The 18,763-nt window shown below is 62.8% G+C and carries 14 protein-coding genes; 6 read left to right on the top strand and 8 right to left on the bottom strand.

Features of this window, described 5'->3' with window-relative positions:
- Nucleotides 1–10: 10 nt before the first annotated feature.
- Nucleotides 11–2,329: a hypothetical protein gene (locus OPV09_RS19180; protein WP_338679130.1), complete on the bottom strand. Its 2,319-nt coding sequence runs from the start codon at nt 2,327–2,329 to the stop codon at nt 11–13.
- Between the two features lie 332 nt (nt 2,330–2,661).
- Here OPV09_RS19180 and OPV09_RS19185 point away from each other — a divergent pair, with 332 nt between their 5' ends.
- From OPV09_RS19185 to OPV09_RS19195, 3 genes are all read left to right on the top strand, one after another.
- Nucleotides 2,662–2,898, top strand: a complete 237-nt coding sequence (locus tag OPV09_RS19185) for a hypothetical protein (protein WP_034751908.1) — start codon at nt 2,662–2,664, stop codon at nt 2,896–2,898.
- A gap of 189 nt (nt 2,899–3,087) precedes the next feature.
- A complete protein-coding gene (locus OPV09_RS19190; RefSeq protein ID WP_338679131.1) occupies nt 3,088–3,783 on the top strand; it encodes a YXWGXW repeat-containing protein in 696 nt (231 codons plus the stop codon).
- Between the two features lie 107 nt (nt 3,784–3,890).
- On the top strand, nt 3,891–4,919 hold the full coding sequence (locus OPV09_RS19195) for a transporter (protein ID WP_175560449.1): 1,029 nt from the start codon (nt 3,891–3,893) through the stop codon (nt 4,917–4,919).
- A gap of 51 nt (nt 4,920–4,970) precedes the next feature.
- On the opposite strand, the gene rnk is transcribed toward OPV09_RS19195, so the two are convergent.
- Nucleotides 4,971–5,378 (bottom strand): nucleoside diphosphate kinase regulator, encoded by a 408-nt coding sequence (rnk, locus tag OPV09_RS19200; RefSeq protein ID WP_162835757.1) that lies wholly within the window; start codon nt 5,376–5,378, stop codon nt 4,971–4,973.
- A gap of 588 nt (nt 5,379–5,966) precedes the next feature.
- On the opposite strand from rnk, the gene OPV09_RS19205 reads away from it, so the two are divergent.
- A complete protein-coding gene (locus OPV09_RS19205; protein WP_034751911.1) occupies nt 5,967–7,859 on the top strand; it encodes a putative bifunctional diguanylate cyclase/phosphodiesterase in 1,893 nt (630 codons plus the stop codon).
- A 122-nt stretch (nt 7,860–7,981) separates the two neighbouring features.
- Here the strand turns inward: OPV09_RS19205 and OPV09_RS19210 are convergent, their stop codons facing one another.
- Nucleotides 7,982–9,658 carry a peptide chain release factor 3 gene (locus tag OPV09_RS19210; RefSeq protein ID WP_034751986.1) on the bottom strand — a complete coding sequence of 559 codons (1,677 nt, stop codon included), beginning with the start codon at nt 9,656–9,658 and terminating at the stop codon, nt 7,982–7,984.
- A gap of 186 nt (nt 9,659–9,844) precedes the next feature.
- Between OPV09_RS19210 and OPV09_RS19215 the strand changes: the two genes are divergently transcribed.
- Nucleotides 9,845–11,902, top strand: coding sequence for a methyl-accepting chemotaxis protein (locus OPV09_RS19215; protein ID WP_338679132.1), 2,058 nt, complete (start codon nt 9,845–9,847; stop codon nt 11,900–11,902).
- A 225-nt stretch (nt 11,903–12,127) separates the two neighbouring features.
- Nucleotides 12,128–12,937 (top strand): Crp/Fnr family transcriptional regulator, encoded by an 810-nt coding sequence (locus OPV09_RS19220; RefSeq protein WP_034751913.1) that lies wholly within the window; start codon nt 12,128–12,130, stop codon nt 12,935–12,937.
- 64 nt (nt 12,938–13,001) lie between these two features.
- Here OPV09_RS19220 and OPV09_RS19225 read toward each other — a convergent pair whose 3' ends face one another.
- The 5 genes from OPV09_RS19225 to pheT all read right to left on the bottom strand — a co-directional run bounded on the left by OPV09_RS19225 (nt 13,002) and on the right by pheT (nt 18,755).
- A complete protein-coding gene (locus tag OPV09_RS19225) occupies nt 13,002–14,417 on the bottom strand; it encodes a CHASE3 domain-containing protein (protein ID WP_034751914.1) in 1,416 nt (471 codons plus the stop codon).
- Nucleotides 14,418–14,561: 144 nt separating this feature from the next.
- The gene (locus OPV09_RS19230; RefSeq protein WP_010399201.1) at nt 14,562–15,194 is read right to left on the bottom strand and encodes a response regulator; all 633 of its coding nucleotides are present in this window, start codon (nt 15,192–15,194) and stop codon (nt 14,562–14,564) included.
- A gap of 210 nt (nt 15,195–15,404) precedes the next feature.
- Nucleotides 15,405–15,800, bottom strand: a complete 396-nt coding sequence (locus OPV09_RS19235; protein WP_338679133.1) for a MerR family transcriptional regulator — start codon at nt 15,798–15,800, stop codon at nt 15,405–15,407.
- 10 nt (nt 15,801–15,810) lie between these two features.
- Entirely contained in the window at nt 15,811–16,158 is a 348-nt protein-coding gene (locus OPV09_RS19240) for an integration host factor subunit alpha (RefSeq protein ID WP_010399205.1), read from the bottom strand.
- A gap of 170 nt (nt 16,159–16,328) precedes the next feature.
- The gene (gene pheT, locus OPV09_RS19245) at nt 16,329–18,755 is read right to left on the bottom strand and encodes a phenylalanine--tRNA ligase subunit beta (protein WP_338679134.1); all 2,427 of its coding nucleotides are present in this window, start codon (nt 18,753–18,755) and stop codon (nt 16,329–16,331) included.
- Nucleotides 18,756–18,763: the final 8 nt, after the last annotated feature.

Consider the following 18,763-nt stretch of genomic DNA (forward strand, 5'->3'; position numbering starts at 1 on the left):
AACGCTTCCATCAAGGCTGCAGGGCGACGCCGCAGGCGGCGCAGAATTTATCTTCAGGATGGCCTGCGCGCTGCGCGTGGCCGTTCTTGCAGCGGACCGGCGCTGCTGCTGCGACGGCGCCCGGCTGCAGCGCCTGCGCCACGGCCACGCCCAGCTGCGCCTGCGCCGACAGGCCATGCGCGTGCGCCGCGTTCTGCAGGTTGATCAGGTCGAGCTGCTGGCGCCGTTCACGTTCCGCCTGGCCTTCCAGGTAGCTGCGCTCCTGCACCACGCTGTCCTGCGCCATGCGCATGGCGTCCAGCGGCGCGACGCTGTTCTCGGCCGCCGCCAGCGCGGCCAGCGCATGGATCTGCTCGGCGCTCATGCCTGCCTGCAGCTGCGTTTTCAGCACTTGCGCCAGCACGGCCGCATTCTGCCCGGCGGCCATGGCCACCTTGCCCGTGTCGCTCAGCGAACCGATTTTCTCGATGCGGTCGATGTCGATGCGCGCCAGTTCGGCCGCATGCGCCTGTTGCGCCAGCAGGGCTTCATATTCACCTTTCCAGCGCGCGTAATCGCTTTCGCGCTGCTGCGCCATGGCCAGCAAGTCGCGCTGCCATTGCGCTTCCTGTTCCAGCTGGCGCAGTTGCTGGCGCTGTTCCTCGATGGCCAGCGCGTCGAGCTGCGCCAGCTGCGTTTGCTGCTGCAGCTGGCGCGCGTGCACGCCGTCGGCCTCGATGGTGCGCAGCAGCTTTTCCTGCTGCGCGATGGCATCTTCGCGCGCGCCGCCGCGCCGCAGCGCCGCGACTTTTTCCGCGATTTCCGCCGCCTGCACCTGGGCCGCTTCATCCTTGTGCGCTTCGGCGCGCAGCAATTCGCGCTGGCGCGCCAGCTGCATCTGGTCTTCCCACTCCTGCACGCGCTCCGCTTCGCGCTTGCGCGCCGCATTCGCCAGCATCAGTCCCTGCCACGCGGCCTGGTGCTGCTCCGCCTCCAGCTGCGCCTCGCGCTGGGCCGCATCCGCTTCCGCCTGGCGCAGGCGCGCCAGCTGGGTGCGGCGGCCCGTCTCGTCGTCGATCAGCAGCGCGCTTTCCACTTGCTGCGCGATCGACTGCAGGTGCACCTGATGCGTAAAGCGCTGCTGCGCCAGCTGGATCTGCTCGCGCCCGTGCAGCTGCGACAGTTCCAGCTCGCTGCGCATCTTGATGGCCGCCAGCGCCCGCACGTGTTCCCAGTTGGCCGCTTCATCGGCCCGCTGCGCGCCCTTCTGCGCCAGTTCCTGTTCCAGCTCGCCCAGCGCCAGCGCGGCGCCATGGTCGAGCGCCTGGCGCCGCGATTTCGCTTCCAGGATGCGGCCATACAGGTCGATCTGACGCCCGCGCAGCGCTTGCAGGCGCTCCGCTTCCTGGTGGTTCAGTTCCGCCTTTTCCACCGTCGCATCCTGCTGCAGCTCGGCGCGGCGGTGCGCGTGGCGCGCCGCCAGTTCTTCGCGGCGGATGCGCTGCCACTCTTCCTCGTCATACAGCTGGTCGAGCTGCTTCATGCGCTCCAGGCTGTGCTGCTCGAGTTCCTGCGCCGGCACGCCGCCCAGCCACAAGGTGCCGATGGCCGCATCGCCGTCGCCCTCGCGCTTGTCGTGGCTCAGGCTCAGCGTTTCCACGCGCGCCACGGCCAGGCCGCTGGGCGCCAGGCGCTGCGTCAGCGCCGATTGCAGGCGTTCGTTCAATTCGGGCCGCAGGTCGGCATTCGCGTCCATCTCGCGCAGCGCGCGGCTGCCGATGAATTCCAGCGCGCTCTGGCGCACGGACGGCAGCAGCAAGGCGTGCAAATGGGCGCGCGTGACGGCACCCGGCGCGCGCATGAACTGGCGCGCGAACGCGTCGGGCTGGCCCAGCGCGATATCCACGCGCAGCGATGCGGCGACGTTCAGCAGCTCCGTGCTGGCCAGGCCCGGCAGGTCGAATTCCAGGCTGATGGCGTCGGCGCGCGCGATCAGCACCTCGGCCGGACGCGCCGGCAACAGCGCGGGCAGGCGCGCAAAGAAGGCGGCGCTGTCGTAATCGCCAGCCGGTATCAAGGTGAAAGCGTCCGATTGCACGATCCAGGCGCGCGACTCGGCCGGCACCTGCAGGCGGCGCGCCGCGCTGCCGAACAGCGAGGACAGTTCGCGCACGCCAAAGAACAGGGCCAGTTGCCCATCAGCAAGATGCCATTGATTGGCATGCAGCACCGCGTCGCTGTCGGGGGTGCCCAGCGACAAGCCGCATTGCGCGCAATAGCCGGCGGCGGCGCCGTTCTTGTGCTCGCAGCGCGGGCAGCGGGCGCCGCCAAAACCAAACAATTGGAACATGTGTGACTCCTGATGAGAATAATGGTGTGCGCAACACGGCTGCCATGCCGATTCTAGCAGGATAGCCGGGCCTCACTTGCCGCGCACGGCATGGGCACAGCAGTGCGCAGCATCAGATAATGCCATAGGGCAATTGCATTCATATGCGCGGATACAGGGCTAATTAGGCCTCAATTCAAGCCGTCGCCTGCCCGCGCCGCGCGCAGGCATTTCAGCGCCGTTTTTTTGCAGGCCATCCCGCCAAAACCACGGCTGGTCGCATGCGCATGGCGCGCCGGCCCGCGCATGACTACAGTGCATGCATACCCACCCGCCACCCGAAAGGAACCATCATGAAAACCCTGAAAAACATGGAAGCCATCTTTACCGTCGCCGTCGCCATCGCCTGCGGCGCCAGCTATGCCAGCTTCAACCAGCCACAGGCCGCACAAACCGCCGCTGCTGCGCAAGCGAACGCCATCCCCGTCGTGGTGGTCAGCGCCAAGCGCCTGACGGAACAGGAAAAGAAAATCTCGCTGATCGAGGAACGGCAAGCCTTGCTGGGCAACGCCACCGCCAGCACCCTGTGAGCCAACTATGCTGACACCACGCCGCCTGGCGCCAGTTTGAATAGCGCCGCGCCAGGCCGCCATTTGTATCTGCCACGGATACACGGACACCCAGCATTGTGTCAATTGTAATAAGTTGAATCAAAGGCGATCTGCCCGCCTGCAAGCGCCTATAGTCCATTTCAAGCAATCACCGAAATGGAGCACATCATGAAACCCATCACACTCTACGCAGCAGCCATGCTTGCCATCAGCACTGCGGCCTTCCTGCCTGCGCAAGCGATGGCACAGAATCAGCTCGGCGTCAGCATTGTCATCGGCGACGCCCCGCCTCCGCCACGGTTTGAAAGCGCGCCAGCGCCGCGCGCCGGCTATGTCTGGGCGCCTGGCTACTGGAACTGGGATGGCCAGCGCCACGTCTGGACCGGCGGCGAATGGCTGCGCGAACGGGGCGGCAACCAGTACCGCCGCGCCGCCTGGATACAGGAGAACAACCGCTGGCGCCTGGACCGTGGCGGCTGGGTCGCCGCGCAAGTGCAGCCCGTGCGCTATGACGACATCCGCATCGCCCCGCCGCCACCGCGCCGCGAAGCCATCCCGCGCGCCCGCCACGGCTACGTCTGGGCACCCGGCCACTGGGAATGGCGCGGCCAGCGCTACGCCTGGACGCCAGGCGTATGGATCGCCGAACGCCCCGGCTACGTGTATGCGCCGCCCGCCTGGAACCAGCGCGACGGCCGCTGGCAGATGGAGCAAGGCCGCTGGTCGCGCGGTCCGAACGGCGACCGCGACCGCGATGGCATCCCCAACCGCTATGACCGCGACAATGGCAACCGCCACGACCGCGATGGCGACGGGGTCCCAAACCGCGATGACCGCCGGCCAGATAATCCCCGCCGCTATTAAGCAGCGGACACCAAGGCCACCCCTCGCGGTGGCCTTGTCATTTTCCCGACACATCCGTGTATTAACATCGCGCGACGATCAATCACACTGCACGAGAAAGATTCACGATGGCGATGGAAACTGCCGGTTTTACCTACGGCTCGGACACCTCGGGCCTGGTCTGGGGCTTCCTGTTTGGCCGCGACGGGCAGCCGCTGGCGCTCGACTCGACGGCGGCGCTGGCCTGGCTGGCCGATGGCGCGGCGCGCCCGGCGCAGGAATTCGTCTGGCTGCATTTCAATTTGTCGCATGCGGCCAGCGAAAAATGGCTGATGACGCACACGCAGCTGGCCGATGAATTCTATGAAACCCTGCACCAGGGTTCCCGTTCCACGCGCATCGAACAGGCGGAAAACACCCTGATCGCCGTGGTCAACGATGTGGTGCACAACTTCTCGTTTGAGGCGTCCGACATATCCACCATGTGGGCCAGCGTGGCGCAAAACCTCGTCATCACGGCGCGCCGCGCGCCGCTGCAGTCGATCGAACGCCTGCGCCAGGCCGTCATCAAGAACCACGAGCCGATACGCTCGTCGGTGGAATTGCTGATCCATCTGCTGCGCGACCAGGCGGACGTGCTGGTCAACATCGTGCGCGACGCCGTGGCGCGGGTCGACGATATCGAGGATCACTTGCTGGCGGGGCGCCTGGTGCCGAAACGCGAAGATCTGGGCGCCATGCGGCGCGTGCTGGTGCGGCTGCAACGCCTGCTGGCGCCGGAACCGGCCGCCCTGTTCCGCCTGCTGCAACGTCCGCCATCGTGGGTGTCGGAGCTCGACAGCCTGGAACTGCGCCAGTCGACGGAGGAGTTTTCGGTGGTGCTCAGCGATATGTCGTCCTTACAAGAACGCATCAAGCTGCTGCAGGAAGAGATCGCCGCCAGCGTCAACGAGGAAAACAGCCGCAGCCTGTTCGTGCTGACCATCGTCACCGTGCTGGCCTTGCCGATCAATATCATCGCCGGCATGCTGGGCATGAATGTGGGGGGTATTCCGCTGGCCCAGCATCCGCAGGGCTTCTGGATCATCGTCGCCATCATCGTCACGTTTACGGTCGTGGCGGGATGGCTGGTGGTGCGCGTGCAGCGAAACAGTTAAGTCCCGGCACGGCCTGGCAGGCGAACGGCAGGCGCCGTCCGCCGTCACTGCTTATCGGTGGTATTCGCCGGCCCGTTCAGGCTGGTAAACGATTTCCTCGATTTTCACCTTCACGACGCCGCCCGGCATGGGCCAGGCGATGCTGTCGCCCACGGACAGGCCCAGCAGCGCGCTGCCGACGGGCGCCAGTACGGAAATACGGTCGGCCTGGCCTTCCACGTCCTTCGGATACACGAGCGTCAGGCAGAATTCCTCCTTGTTTTCCACCGTGAAGCGCACGGTGGAATTCATCGTCACGACGGTAGGGGGAATTTCTTGCGGCTCGAGCACCTCGGCGCGGCCCAGCTCATCGAGCAAGGCGGCCTTGTCCGGCGATAAGTTATTACCCAAGGCATACAACAACGCTTCCAGTCGTTCCAGGTCTTGTGACGACAAAATAATTTTTGGTTTTTTTTCCAAGATATCCTCACTATTGATCATCAGGGCGACGTCCGGCTTTACTGGCGGCTGCTGACTTGGCCGCGGCAGACAAAACAAACAGCATCAGGACGTCCATCATCAGCGGATTATGGACGAACTCGCGGAGCAAGGCCATAGCGTTCTCGCATTCTTCATTAAAATTTATAAAAATCAATGACTTGCAATGGCTGATATAGTCAAAAAGTTTATCCGTGCCGCGATGGCCGGGTGCATTGAAGTTATTCTTGCTGGTATTTTGTTTACCATCAGCATTGTTTTAAGAGAAAAAAAACGGCGGGCAAAAAAAGGATTAAAATTCAGCATGAATTATTATTAGAAAGACACGTCTTCCTTTCCGCCAGTCTTGTCGCCTTGCCTGCTGCCACCGGTGTGCCGCATGGATATAAATTGCCGCACGCCCTGTACTTTCACGCTGCAAAATGACAATATGTCGGCCTTAGCAACACTTGGCAACACGTTGAGAGTTCCGGCTCACTTCGGTTTTCATCAGACTGGAACGTAAAGTATGGCAGGGCGAGGCGCGATCACACGGGGCGGCGGCAAGCGGGGCCGGCAGGAGGAAGCGTCATGATGACGCCATTGATACTGCCGTCCGTGCAATTGCGCGGCGACCGGATAGCCCGGCTGAACTTGCTGGCCGCGGCGGCCATGCTGGCCACGGCCAGCCTGCTGCTGATCCTCTTCCAATTGTTTTCCCTTCAGGCATCCTTCCAGCGCAACCTGCACATCCAGGCCGACATGCTGGCACCCGCCGCCACCCAGGCCATGCGCGAAGACAATCGTCTCGCGGCACAACAACTGCTCGCTCCCCTCGCCGCCGCCCCGCATATCCGGCAAGCCCTGCTCTACAGCCCCTATGGCACACCGTTTGCCCGCTACGCGCGCAGCGGCAACGACGCCGTGCCGGCGGCGCCGCGCAACGGCCTGCACCTCGATTACCTGGACGGCAGCGCCGCGATATTGAAGACCCTGCCCGGCGGCGGCGCGCTCTACCTGCGTGCCAGCCTGGCGCCGCTGTATGCCAGCCTGGCGCAATTTGCCGCCTTCACCGTGCTGGTCTGCCTGTGCGCGTTCGGCCTGACGTTCCTGATGGTGCGCCGCACGCGCACCGCCGCCCAGCATGCGGAAAGCCATCTGCACTACCTGGCCCACGTCGACTCCGTCACGCAGTTGCCGAACCGCCATGAATTCAACGACGCCCTGGCCTACGCGCTGGCGCGCGCCGACCGCCAGGACAGCAGCGTAGGCCTGCTGCTGCTGGACCTGGACAACTTCAAGGTAGTCAACGATACGCTGGGCCACCACTGCGGCGACCAGTTGCTCAAGCTCGTCGCCGAGCGCCTGGTGGCCATCCTGCGCGGCACCGACATCATCTGCCGCATCGGCGGCGATGAATTCGTCGTCATCGTCGAACCGGCCGACGACGCCTCGGAAATGGCCAGCGTGGCGCGCAAGATCCTCGCCGTGCTGGCCGCGCCGTTCGACCTCGAAGGCCACCAGCTGTATGTCAGCGCGAGCATCGGCGTGAGCCTGTATCCGTTCGACGCGCAGGACGTGGCCACCCTGACGCGCAATGCCGATACGGCCATGTACCACGCCAAGCACCAGGGCAAGAACCGCTACGCCGTGTTCAAGGCCGAAATGGAATTGCGCGCCCAGCGCCGCCTGCGCATGGAAGCGAACCTGCGCCGCGCGCTGCAAAACGAGGAACTGTATCTGCACTACCAGCCGCAGATCGACTTGCGCAGCGGGCGCATCGTCGGCGTGGAAGCGCTGATACGCTGGAACTGCCGCGAGATGGGCCAGCTGAGTCCTGCCGAATTCATCCCCGTGGCCGAGGAAAGCGGCATCATCGTCGACCTGGGACGCTGGGTGCTGCAAAGCGCCTGCCGCCAGGCGGCCCTCTGGTGCAAGGCGGGCCTGCTCGATTCGCTCGAGCACGTGGCCGTCAACCTGTCGGCCTGCCAGGCGCGCGATCCGGGACTGATGGACGACATCCGCGCCATCCTGCACGAAACGCAGCTGCCGCATGGCTTGCTGGAGCTGGAAATCACGGAAGGGGTCTTGATGGACAATATCCACGCCAACGTGGAATTGATGCGGCGCCTGCAGGAGACGGGCATCCACCTGTCGATCGACGATTTCGGCACCGGTTATTCATCGATGTCCTACCTGAAGCGCCTGCCGATCGACCAGTTGAAGATCGACCGCAGCTTCGTGCACGACCTGCCCGGCGAGGGCGAAGCCATCGTCACGGCCATCATCGCCATGGCGCACAGCCTGCATCTGAAAGTGGTGGCCGAAGGGGTGGAAACCTTGCGGCAGGTGGAGTTTTTGCGGACAGCGGGCTGCGACAACGTGCAGGGCTTTTTCTTCGCGCGCCCGATGACGGCGGCGCAGTTGACGGCATTGCTGCTGGAGCGGCGCGACTGGAGTACGCGGACGATCTTGCCGGCCTGAGTTGGCGCCAACGATGGTTGTCGGATTACGGCCGTTGGCCTAATCCGACCTACGCCATGAACAGGTAGGCCGGCGTAGGTCGGGTTAGCGCAAAGCGCGTAACCCGACACCACTACGCTACATCAAGCCAATTTCGCCGAATGCTCGCGCGTCGCGTGGAATTTCAGCTTCGGCCAGCGCTCTTCCGTCAAACGCAGGTTGACGCCCGACGTGGCCAGGTAGGCCATGTTGCCGGCCGCATCGTAGGCCACGTTGTGGCCCAGCGCGTTTTCGAAATCCTGCAGGATGCGCTTGTCGTCGCAGCTGACCCAGCGCGCGCTGCTGATGCTCGTGCCTTCGAACACGGCGTCGACGCCATACTCGTTGAGCAAGCGGCTCGCCACCACTTCGAACTGCAGCACGCCGACGGCGCCCAGTACCAGTTCGCCGCCCTGCACCGGTTTGAAGACTTGCACCGCGCCCTCTTCGCCCAGCTGCTGCAAGCCCTTGTGCAGCTGCTTGATCTTCAGCGGATTGCGGATGCGCACGGAGCGGAAGAAGTCCGGAGCAAAATACGGGATGCCCGTAAAGGTCAGCATCTCGCCTTCGGAAAAACTGTCGCCGATCTGCATGTTGCCGTGGTTCGGCAAGCCGATGATGTCGCCCGCGTACGCTTCTTCCACCTGTTCGCGCGAGGAAGCCATGAAGGTCACCACGTTCGACACCTTGATCTCGCGCCCCAGGCGCAAATGCTTGACCTTCATGCCGCGCTCGAAACGTCCCGAGCACACGCGCAAGAAGGCGATGCGGTCGCGGTGGGCCGGGTCCATGTTCGCCTGGATCTTGAAGACGAAACCGGTAAATGGCTGCTCGGACGGGGCCACCGAACGCACGGTCGCATCGCGCTCGCGCGGCGCCGGCGCCCAGTCGACCAGCGCGGACAGGATCTCGCGCACGCCGAAGTTGTTGATGGCCGAACCGAAGAACACGGGCGTCTGCACGCCGGAGAGGAATTCCTCCAGGTTGAACGGGTTCGATGCGCCATGCACCAGTTCCACTTCCATGCGCAGCTGGTCCATCTCGAGCGGGAACATCTCCTGCAGGCGCGGGTTGTCGATGCCCTTGATGATTTCAAAGGCGCCGTCGGCCTTCTCTTCACCGGCCTTGAACAGCATGATCTCGTCGTTCAGCAGGTGGTACACGCCGCGGAAGTTCTTACCCATGCCGATAGGCCAGGTGACGGGCGCGCACTGGATCTTCAGCACGGATTCGAGTTCGTCGAGCAGGTCCAGCGGATCGCGCGTTTCGCGGTCCATCTTGTTCATGAAGGTGACGATCGGCGTATTGCGCATGCGGCACACAGCCAGCAGCTTGATCGTCTGCGCTTCCACGCCCTTGGCCGCATCGATCACCATCAGCGCAGAGTCGACCGCCGTCAGCACGCGGTAGGTATCTTCCGAGAAGTCCTGGTGGCCGGGGGTGTCGAGCAGGTTGACGACGTGGTCGCGGAATTCGAACTGCATCACCGAGGAAGCGACGGAAATGCCGCGCTGCTTCTCGATCTCCATCCAGTCCGACGTCGCGTGGCGGCCCGATTTGCGCGCCTTGACGGTACCGGCCATCTGGATCGCGCCCGAGAACAGCAGCAGTTTTTCCGTCAGGGTGGTCTTACCGGCATCGGGGTGGGAAATGATGCCGAAGGTGCGGCGGCGCTGCACTTCGCGCGCGATCACGGCCGGCGCCTTGCTGCTCGCTGGCGCTGCTGCGCTGTCCGCGTTGTCGCTGGAATCGGGGGTGTTGATGTCGTTCTCGTTGGCCATATTGGTGACCATAATATGGCCCTCGCAAAAAACCCTCGATTTTACAGAAGGATCGGCCTTCCGTGTGAACTGCTTCACTCTGGCGAACGGCAAAAATGACCGCATCAGGGCGCACTTCATCAAGGGGTCACAATCCGCAGGCAACATTGCACTGCAGAAATGTTGTCACCCTACCCTGGAAACCCGATGAAAATCCTCCTCACCCCCGCCATCCGACTCATGCAGCGCTTGCGCCTGCTGCCCAAATTCATGCTTGTCTGCCTGGTCTTCCTGCTGCCGTTGGCGCTGGCGACCACCCTGCTGATCTCGGAGCTGGGCAAATCGCTGGCCCAGGCGCAGGATGCGCAGCGGGGCGTGGCCTATGTGCGCCAGCTGCAGGAAGGCACACGCCTGCTGCAGCAGCGGCGCGGCCTCGAACACTTGCGCCTGAGCGGCAAGGCGGGCATGGACAACACGGCCCTGAACGCGCGCATCACGGCCGCGCTGGCGGCCCTGGCGCGCCTGCCTGCCGGCGCCGGGCTGCCGCAGGCGGCCGAGCTGACGAAACAGTGGCAAGCCCTGCTGGGCCGCCAGGCCGGCCTCGCGGCGCGCGACAGCTACGCGGCGCATACGGCGCTGCTGCGCCAGGCGGCGAAACTGGGCCAGCTGGTGGCCGACCGTTCGCACCTGAGCCTGGACCCGGACGCGGGCGCCAACCACCTGAGCGCCGTCTTCACCGCCACCCTGCCCGACCTGGCCGAAAGCCTGTCCGACATCGCCGGGCGCGGCGCCGCCTACATCGACACGGGCCTGTTCGAGGCGAATGAAGATCAGCTCGTCAACGCCAACGCGCTGATCGCACGCCACGAACTGGAGCGCCTGCCGGCCCGCTTCGACGAAATCCTCACCAGCCGGCCGGAACTGCGCGCCAGCGTGCAGCCGGCCCTGAAAGCCGTGCCAGCCGCGCTGGTTTTCCTCGAACGCACGAAAAACGAGGTGACGAATTCCTACGACCAGACGTCGGGCGCGCAATTCCATGCGGCCGGCATGCAGGCGATCGACGCCCTGCAGGCGCTGTCCGGCGCTTCCGCCGGCGCCCTGGACGATTTGCTGGCGCAGCGCATCGCCCGCGACGAGGCGCGACGCGCCCTGATCCTGGCGGCCATGCTGCTGGTGCTGCTGGCCGCCGCCTACCTGTGCGCGGGCTTTTATGCCGCGTTCGCGCGCGACGTGACGCAATTGCGCGTGGCCGTCGGCGCGGCGGCGGCGGGCGACCTGTCGCAGCGCATCACCTCGCAGGCGCACGACGAGATCGGCGACCTGGTGCGCGACTTCGGTGCCATGACGCACGGCCTGGCCACCCTGGTGCAGGAAATCCGCAGCGGCGCGGCCGTCATCGCGGCGGCCGGCGCCGATATCGCCCAGGGCAACGCCGCCCTGTCCGGCCACACGGCCACGCAGGCCGATGCACTGGGCGCCACCGTGGACTCGATGCGCGAGCTGACGGCCACCGTGGGCCGCAACGAGGCGCACGTAGGACAGGGGCGCACCTTGGTGGCGACGGCGGCCGACGTGGCCCTTCGCGGCGGCCAGACCGTGGGCGCCGTGGTCGACACCATGGCCTCGATCAAGGCCAGCTCGCACAAGATCGTCGATATCATCGGCGTCATCAACGGCATCGCCTTCCAGACGAATATCCTGGCCCTGAACGCGGCCGTCGAAGCGGCTAGAGCCGGCGAGCAAGGGCGCGGCTTTGCCGTCGTCGCCTCCGAAGTGCGCAGCCTGGCCCAGCGCTCGAACGAGGCGGCGCTGGAAATCAAGCGTCTGATCGGCGATTCCGTCGCCACCGTGGATGCCGGCGGCGACCTCGTCAATGCCGCTGGCAACACCATGCGGCAAGTGGTCGACGCCGTGCAGCAGGTGGCCGTGGTGATCGGACGCATCAGCAGCGCCGGCGCCGAGCAGAATGGCGAGATCGCCCGCATCAACCAGGCGCTGGCGCAAATCGACGACATGACGCGCCAGAACGCGGGCCTGGTCGACGAGGCCCGCGCCGGTTCGCAGCGCCTGCACCAGGAAGGCGAAGCGCTGACGCAGGCCGTCAGCCGCTTCCGCCTGGGCGAGCACGAGGCGCCAAACCCGCGCCAGGCGCCGGCCGCAGCCGTGCGCGACGGCTTGCCCAGCGTGCGTCCGGCCGGTCTGTGGAGCGCCAATAAACCGCGCGTCATATCACAAAATCGCGCGGAACGGCGCAAGGCTAGCTAGTCAAAAGTGTGCACGTAGGACAAGGACTACAATTCCGCCTCAAATGAGACTACAAAGTGGCGACTGCTAATCTTATGTTCGCCACTTACATAAGCTTTTAAAGTAGCTACATCGCGATCTGCACCGCGCGGTCGAACAAAACGCCGTTATCACATGAGCACGGCAGCTTCTTTGACCAGCAACGCGGCAGTCGCACTCCGATGTAAAAAGCCTGTGAGGAATACTATGAACCAAACTCAACTTAGCACCCCGGTCCAGAAGAACCAGTTGCTGCCGCGCGCCATGCCGGCGGCCGGACGGGAAATCAAGCTTGCGTCGCGGGTTAGCCTCAGCAGTGCCCAACAGAATGAATTGCTGGCCGCCCTGCCGCGCGCCGCGCTTGAATCGCTGTTCGAAGACCTGGAACTGGTGGAACTACCGTTCGGCAAGGAATTGTATGCCTACGGTAACAACCTGGAATACAGCTACTTCCCCACCACCGCCATCATTTCGCTGCTGTATGTGATGGAAGATGGCGCCACGACGGAAATCGCCGTCGTCGGCCATGAAGGCGTGGCCGGTGCCTCGCTGCTGGCAGGCGAGCGCGCCATGTGCACGGCTGTCGTGCAAAGCGCCGGTTACGGCTACCGCCTGAAAACGCAAAGCCTGCGCGATGCGTTCAATCAAGGCGGCGCCCTGCCCCAGTTGCTGATGCGCTACACCAACGCCCTGTTTGCGCAAATGGCACAGAACGCCGTCGGCGGCCGCCACAGCTCGATCGAACAAAAGCTGTGCCGCTGGCTGCTGGACCGCCTGGACCGTTCGCCATCGAATGAATTGAAAGTGACGCAAGAGTTGATCTCGATCATGCTGGGCGTGCGCCGCGAAAGCATCACGGCCGCCGCCGGCAAGCTGCAGGAAGAAGGCTTGATCCACTATCGCCGCGGCAATATCACGGTGCTGGACCGCGCCGGCCTGGAATGCTATGCGGGCGAGTGCTACAAAGTGGCCAAGACGGAATACGACCGCTTGCTGCGCGACGTTTCCCGCTGCTGATCCTGCAAGATAAATAAAAAATGGCCGGGCTGCATGCCCGGCCATTTTTTTATCTCAAAGAAAATTACGCTTCGATATCCGCGTCGATGTCTTCCGGCTCCGGCGTCAGCGGCAGCGGAATCACGGCTTCCACGCATGTCCCCTTGCCTTCCGGTCCCTGGCGCACGGTGAGAGTACCGCCCAGCAGCAAAGCCCGTTCGCGCATACCGAGCAAGCCGTGCGACATCGGTTTTTGCAGCGCAGCTTCCGTGATGCCGATGCCGTCGTCGATCACGCGCAGCACCAGGCCGTGTTCGTTGCGTTTCAAAGTCACGCTGACCATGCCGGCACGCGCATATTTCATGATATTCGTCAGCGATTCCTGCACGATACGGAACAGGGCAATCGTCAGGGTAGCCTCGCGGTTGTCGATATTGATGGCCACGTCCGTTTCGCAACGAACCGAGCTCATGCGCGCAAAATCCTCGCAATAGCTTTCGATGGCGGCGCACAGGCCCAGGTTGTCCAACAGACTCGGGCGCAAATCCTCGACGATGCGGCGCTTGAGTTCCACCGTTTCCAGCAAGGTCGCCTTGGCACGGCGCAATTGCGTCGCCAGTTCCGGCTGCGTGTGCGCCAGTTGCTGCGTGACGGCGCCCAAGTCCATGCTGATCGATGTCAAGTTGGCGCCCAGCTCATCGTGCAGCTCACGCGCCAGCCGCGCTTTTTCCACTTCATTGACGCTGATCAAATGACGCGACAGCACGGATAACTGCTCGGTACGCTTGCTGACCGTCGATTCCAGGGTGTCGTTAGCATTTTGCAATGCATACTCGACGGCCGCGCGGTTCTGGAAGCTGCGCCGCACCAGCTGGTAAAACATGATCAGCACGAGAATGGCCAGGGCATTGATGCCGATGCCGAGCAGCACGGCTTTCTGATACTCATGATAAAAGGCGGCGCTGCCGGTCGACAGCGCTTCATTCTGCTCGCGCGTCATGATCACCACCTGCAGGCGGATCTCGTCCATGGTGGCGCGGTCATCGGTGACGCGGGAAATGTTCACGATCTCGGCCAGCCCGCCCTGCTTGTAGACGTCGATTGACTGTTGCAACATCGACATCTTGCGACGGATCAAGCTTTTCAGCTGGCCCAGATTTTTCAGCTGGGTAGGACTGCCCGCGAGCAAGGTTTGCAGCTCGTTGAATTCGTTTTCGATTTCGGTGGTGGCGGTCTTCGACGGCCCCAGATAGGTTTCGGAGCCGGAAATGAAATAGCCGCGCAAGCTGCTTTCCGCATCGAGCACGAGCACATTCAAATACTGCAGGCGGTCGGCCACACGGGCGCTCTGGCTGAGCAAGGCGTTCGTGCCCTTCAGCGACTGCAGGTTGTGATAAAGACTGAAGCCATTAAGTACAAGCAACAAGGCGCACGTCACGCACAGGATCGTCTTGTACAGGGGCAGGCGGTGATTCGGGGCCGGTTCAGCGGTGAAATACATCCTGATGTGCATCCTTAGCAAGGTTCGGCGCGGGAAAGAGCGCCGGCGCCGGCCAATTATAGTCCTCGCCACAAACTGCTGCACTGCACAAGTCGTGCTGGCTAGCTGGCTGAGCGATCATGTTTCAATGATCGCACCGCAGCGCTAGTCAAGCAAATTGTTTTTCATTGCGTAATAGGTCAAGTCGCTGTTAGATTGCAAGCCCATTTTTTCCATGATGCGCGTACGGTAGGTACTGACCGTCTTGATGCTCAGCGATAAGGCCACGCCGATATCGGACACGGTGGCGCCGCGCGCCAGGCGCAAGAAGACCTGGAACTCACGGTCCGACAATTCCGTATGCAGGGCCGCATTCGTGTCGCGGTCGAACGACTGCGCCAGCAACTCGCCCACGGTGGAGCTGACATAGCGGCGTCCCTGGAATACGGTGCGCACGGCCGTCATCAGCTCGTCGGCTTCGCATTCCTTGTTCAGATAGCCGTTCGCGCCCATCTTGAACAGGTTCAGCGCGTATTGCTGCGCGGGATAGCCGCTGAGTATCAGCACGGGCAATTCCGGCTGGCCCTGGCGGATCGTGCGCAAGGTATCGATGCCGCTTTGATCGGGCATGGCTATATCGAGCAGCAATACATCGCAAATTTCGCGGCGGGCGATATCGAGCGCTTCGCGCCCCGTACCGGCTTCCGCCACCACACTGAAATCGTCAGAAGACGAAAAAATCTGTTTGAATCCAGCTCGTACTATTTGGTGATCATCACAAATGGCAACGCGTATCATTGTTTCCCCTTAAATTTTCCTGGCCTGGGAAAGACTACCGGAACCTGAACGCTGCTCCGGTTCAGCGTCACTAACAAAAACGCAACATTAACATTATATTCAAAATATGGCGCGCCGTACGGTAGCGTGAGCGCCAAGGCTGGGCGCCCATGCAGTATAGTCAACTTGGTCAACTGCTACCGGACAACCCCACCTATATTGGTACAAATCTTATTTTAGCAAGGTTAAAATCGCCATTAATTCATTGCGTATCCACACGCGGTCCAACGGCGCTTCCTGCGGCACGGCAGGCATGACCGGCAGCTCGTCGGCGATGGCATGCGAAGCGCCACGGCTGTCGAGCTTGTTGCGCGCTCCGCTGATGGTAAAGCCCTGCTCGTACAGCAATTCGCGGATGCGGCGTATCAGCAGCACCTCATGGTGCTGATAATAACGGCGGTTTCCACGTCGTTTGACCGGCTTGAGCTGGGAAAACTCCTGCTCCCAGTAGCGCAATACGTGCGGTTTGACGCCGCACAACTCGCTCACCTCGCCGATCGTGAAATAGCGTTTCGCCGGAATGGGCGGCAGGGCGATCAACTCGGTTTTACTGATGCGCTCGTTCATCGCCACTCACTCAGGCAGCACGTGCCAGCGGACTGGTCTCTTCGACCATGCTTTTCAGCTTCTGGCTCGCATGGAAGGTCACGACACGGCGCGCCGTGATGGGGATCTCTTCGCCCGTCTTCGGATTGCGGCCCGGCCGTTGCGGCTTGTCGCGCAACTGGAAATTGCCGAAACCGGACAACTTGACGGCCTCGCCACGCTCGAGCGCGTTGCGGATTTCGTCGAAAAAGGTCTCGACCATATCCTTCGCTTCGCGCTTGTTCAGGCCCACTTGCTCGAACAACAGTTCGGCCAGTTCCGCCTTGGTCAAGGTCGGTAAATCTTTTTCCGCTTCCTGGCGCACTTTGGCAACCAGCATGGCCCGATGCAAATCGGCGGCCAGTGCGGATTGCAGTACGGCGGAATCAACGTCGCTGTTATTAATTTTCCTGCCCTGCCTTTTCTGTGCGCCCGAGCTCGCCACATGGCAAGCTCGTCTACGATTGACGACGGAAAGGCCGTCACGCAAGGCGACGGCCAGTCCGATAATTACGAACGCAGTTTCGCGTCGTGGCCCTGCTTGGCCGCATCGATCAGGACAGCCATCAGGCCATCGACGACATCGTCTTGCAGGGTGTTTTGAGTATCTTGCAAGCTAATCCGGAAAGCAAGGCTTTTTTCATCCGCTTCCAGACCTTTTCCACGATATTCATCAAATAAAACAATGGCTTGCACGATACGCGCTGCCGGGCTCCCCTTCGCTGCCGCGTGGAAGCTGTCGAGCAGATCCTGCACGGCCACCGATTGCTTGACGACCACGGCCAGGTCGCGGCTGGCACCAGGGAATTTCGAGATTTCCTGGTACGCGGGCACGACTCTTTGCGTCAAGGCAGCGGCGTCGACTTCGAACAGCACGGGCGCCAGCGGCAAGTCATACTTTTGCATCCAGCGCGGGTGCAATTCGCCGATGAAACCGATGACCTTGCCATCGAGCTCCACGTTGGCCGAACGGCCCGGATGGAGGGCCGGATGCTCCGCCTTGGTGAAACGCAAGACCAGCGGCGCGAACAGCGCCTCCAAGTCCGCCTTCACGTCGAAGAAGTCGACCGTGCGCGCAGCCTGGCCCCACTGCTCGTCGGCAACCGCGCCGTAGGCCATGGCGGCCACGCGCTTGGGCTGGGCGTAGCCAGCCACCGACAACGGGCCGTTTTCCACGCTGTCGTCGCGCTGGTAGATGGCGCCCACTTCGAAGATGCGCACGCGGTTCGTCTTGCGGTTCAGGTTGTAGCGCACATTGGCGATCAGGCTGCCGATCAGCGATGAGCGCATCACGCTCATCTGGCTGGCGATCGGGTTCTGCAATTTGATCGGGTTCGTGTTGCCCGAGAAATCGCGCTCCCATGCCGTATCGACAAAGCTCATGTTAACCACTTCCTGGAAACCCAGGTCGGCCAGTTCATGACGTACCGCAAACAGCGAGCGGGTATTTTCCGGTGCAATCTGCATCACGTTCGCCGCCACGGGCGGCAAGGTCGGGATGTTTTCAAAACCGTACACGCGCGCCACTTCCTCGATCAGGTCTTCCTCGATCTCGATGTCGAAACGGTAGCTGGGCGAGGTCACGGAAAACACGCCGTCCGCCAAGGTGTATGGCAGGGCCAGGCGCGTGAAGATATCGGCGATCAGCTCATCGTTGAGCGGCACGCCGATGACTTTTTGCGCGCGCGCCGTGCGCATCGATACGGGCGGGCGTTGCGGCAAGTTCACCACGTGGTCGTCGACGGGGCCGACGGTGGTCGCTGGCGTGCCGCAAATTTCCACGATCAGCGCGGTGATGCGTTCGATGTGCTCGACGGTGGTGGCGAAATCGACGCCGCGCTCGAAGCGGTGCGCCGCATCGGTCGAGAAATTCAAACGGCGCGCGCGGCCTTGAATGGCGTTCGGCCACCAGAATGCCGCTTCCAGATAAATGCTATCCGTATCATCCGACACGGAACTGGCGTCGCCGCCCATGATGCCGGCCAAGGATTCGATTTCTTTATCGTCAGCAATGACGCCGATCCACTCGTCGACGGCGATGGTGTTGCCATTCAACAGCTTGACGGATTCGCCCGCCTTGCCCCAACGCACGTCGAGGCTGCCGTGGATCTTGGCCAGGTCAAACACGTGGCTGGGACGGCCCAGTTCCAGCATGACATAGTTCGAGATATCGACCAGGGCCGACAGCGGACGCTGGCCGCTGCGCTCGAGGCGCTGCTTCATCCAGTCCGGCGTGGCTGCCTTGGCGTTCAAGCCGCGGATGACGCGGCCCGTGAAACGGCCGCACAGGTCCGGCGCGCTGACTTTCACGGGCAGGATTTCGTCGCTGGAAACAGGCACGGTGCGGAACTGCGGCGCATTCAGGGGCACGCCCGTGAGTGCCGACACTTCGCGCGCCACGCCCAGCACGGACAGGCAGTCCGCCTTGTTCGGCGTCAACTTGATGGTGAATTTCAAGTCGTTGAGCGCAAAGTAATCGCGGAAATTCTGGCCGATCGGCGCGTCGTCCGGCAATTCCATCAAGCCGGCGTTTTCTTCCGACAATTTCAATTCGCGTGCGGAGCACAGCATGCCTTGCGACTCGACGCCGCGCAGCTGGCCCACCTTGATTTCAAACGGCTTGCCATCGGCGCCAGGCGGCAGCACGGCGCCGGCCATCGCGCAGACGACTTTCAAGCCCGGGCGCACGTTCGGCGCGCCGCAGACGATGTTGAGCATGGTGCCCGTGCCGACGTCGACCTGGCATACATTCAGGCGGTCCGCGTTCGGATGTTTTTCCATCTCCAGGACCAGGCCCACCACCACGTTCGAGAACGGGGGCGCGACAGGATCGACGTCCTCGACTTCGAGACCGGACATGGTCAGCAGATGGGCCAGTTCGTCCGAAGTCATCTTCGGATCGACCATGGTACGGAGCCAGTTTTCGGAAAATTGCATAATCAAGC

Origin of the sequence: Janthinobacterium sp. TB1-E2 (assembly GCF_036885605.1) — a bacterium.
In the GTDB taxonomy this organism is placed as follows: domain Bacteria; phylum Pseudomonadota; class Gammaproteobacteria; order Burkholderiales; family Burkholderiaceae_D; genus Janthinobacterium; species Janthinobacterium aestuarii.

Bases quoted from the DNA above. Each gene is read 5' to 3' on its own strand.
- OPV09_RS19190 (WP_338679131.1), top strand. From the start codon at position 3,088: ATGAAACCCATCACACTCTACGCAGCAGCCATGCTTGCCATCAGCACT.
- OPV09_RS19180 (WP_338679130.1), bottom strand. From the start codon at position 2,329: ATGTTCCAATTGTTTGGTTTTGGCGGCGCCCGCTGCCCGCGCTGCGAG.
- OPV09_RS19215 (WP_338679132.1), top strand. From the start codon at position 9,845: ATGAAAATCCTCCTCACCCCCGCCATCCGACTCATGCAGCGCTTGCGC.
- OPV09_RS19220 (WP_034751913.1), top strand. From the start codon at position 12,128: ATGAACCAAACTCAACTTAGCACCCCGGTCCAGAAGAACCAGTTGCTG.
- OPV09_RS19230 (WP_010399201.1), bottom strand. From the start codon at position 15,194: ATGATACGCGTTGCCATTTGTGATGATCACCAAATAGTACGAGCTGGA.
- OPV09_RS19225 (WP_034751914.1), bottom strand. From the start codon at position 14,417: ATGTATTTCACCGCTGAACCGGCCCCGAATCACCGCCTGCCCCTGTAC.
- OPV09_RS19185 (WP_034751908.1), top strand. From the start codon at position 2,662: ATGAAAACCCTGAAAAACATGGAAGCCATCTTTACCGTCGCCGTCGCC.
- pheT (WP_338679134.1), bottom strand. From the start codon at position 18,755: ATGCAATTTTCCGAAAACTGGCTCCGTACCATGGTCGATCCGAAGATG.
- OPV09_RS19210 (WP_034751986.1), bottom strand. From the start codon at position 9,658: ATGGCCAACGAGAACGACATCAACACCCCCGATTCCAGCGACAACGCG.
- OPV09_RS19240 (WP_010399205.1), bottom strand. From the start codon at position 16,158: ATGCTGGTTGCCAAAGTGCGCCAGGAAGCGGAAAAAGATTTACCGACC.
- OPV09_RS19235 (WP_338679133.1), bottom strand. From the start codon at position 15,800: ATGAACGAGCGCATCAGTAAAACCGAGTTGATCGCCCTGCCGCCCATT.
- OPV09_RS19195 (WP_175560449.1), top strand. From the start codon at position 3,891: ATGGCGATGGAAACTGCCGGTTTTACCTACGGCTCGGACACCTCGGGC.
- OPV09_RS19205 (WP_034751911.1), top strand. From the start codon at position 5,967: ATGATGACGCCATTGATACTGCCGTCCGTGCAATTGCGCGGCGACCGG.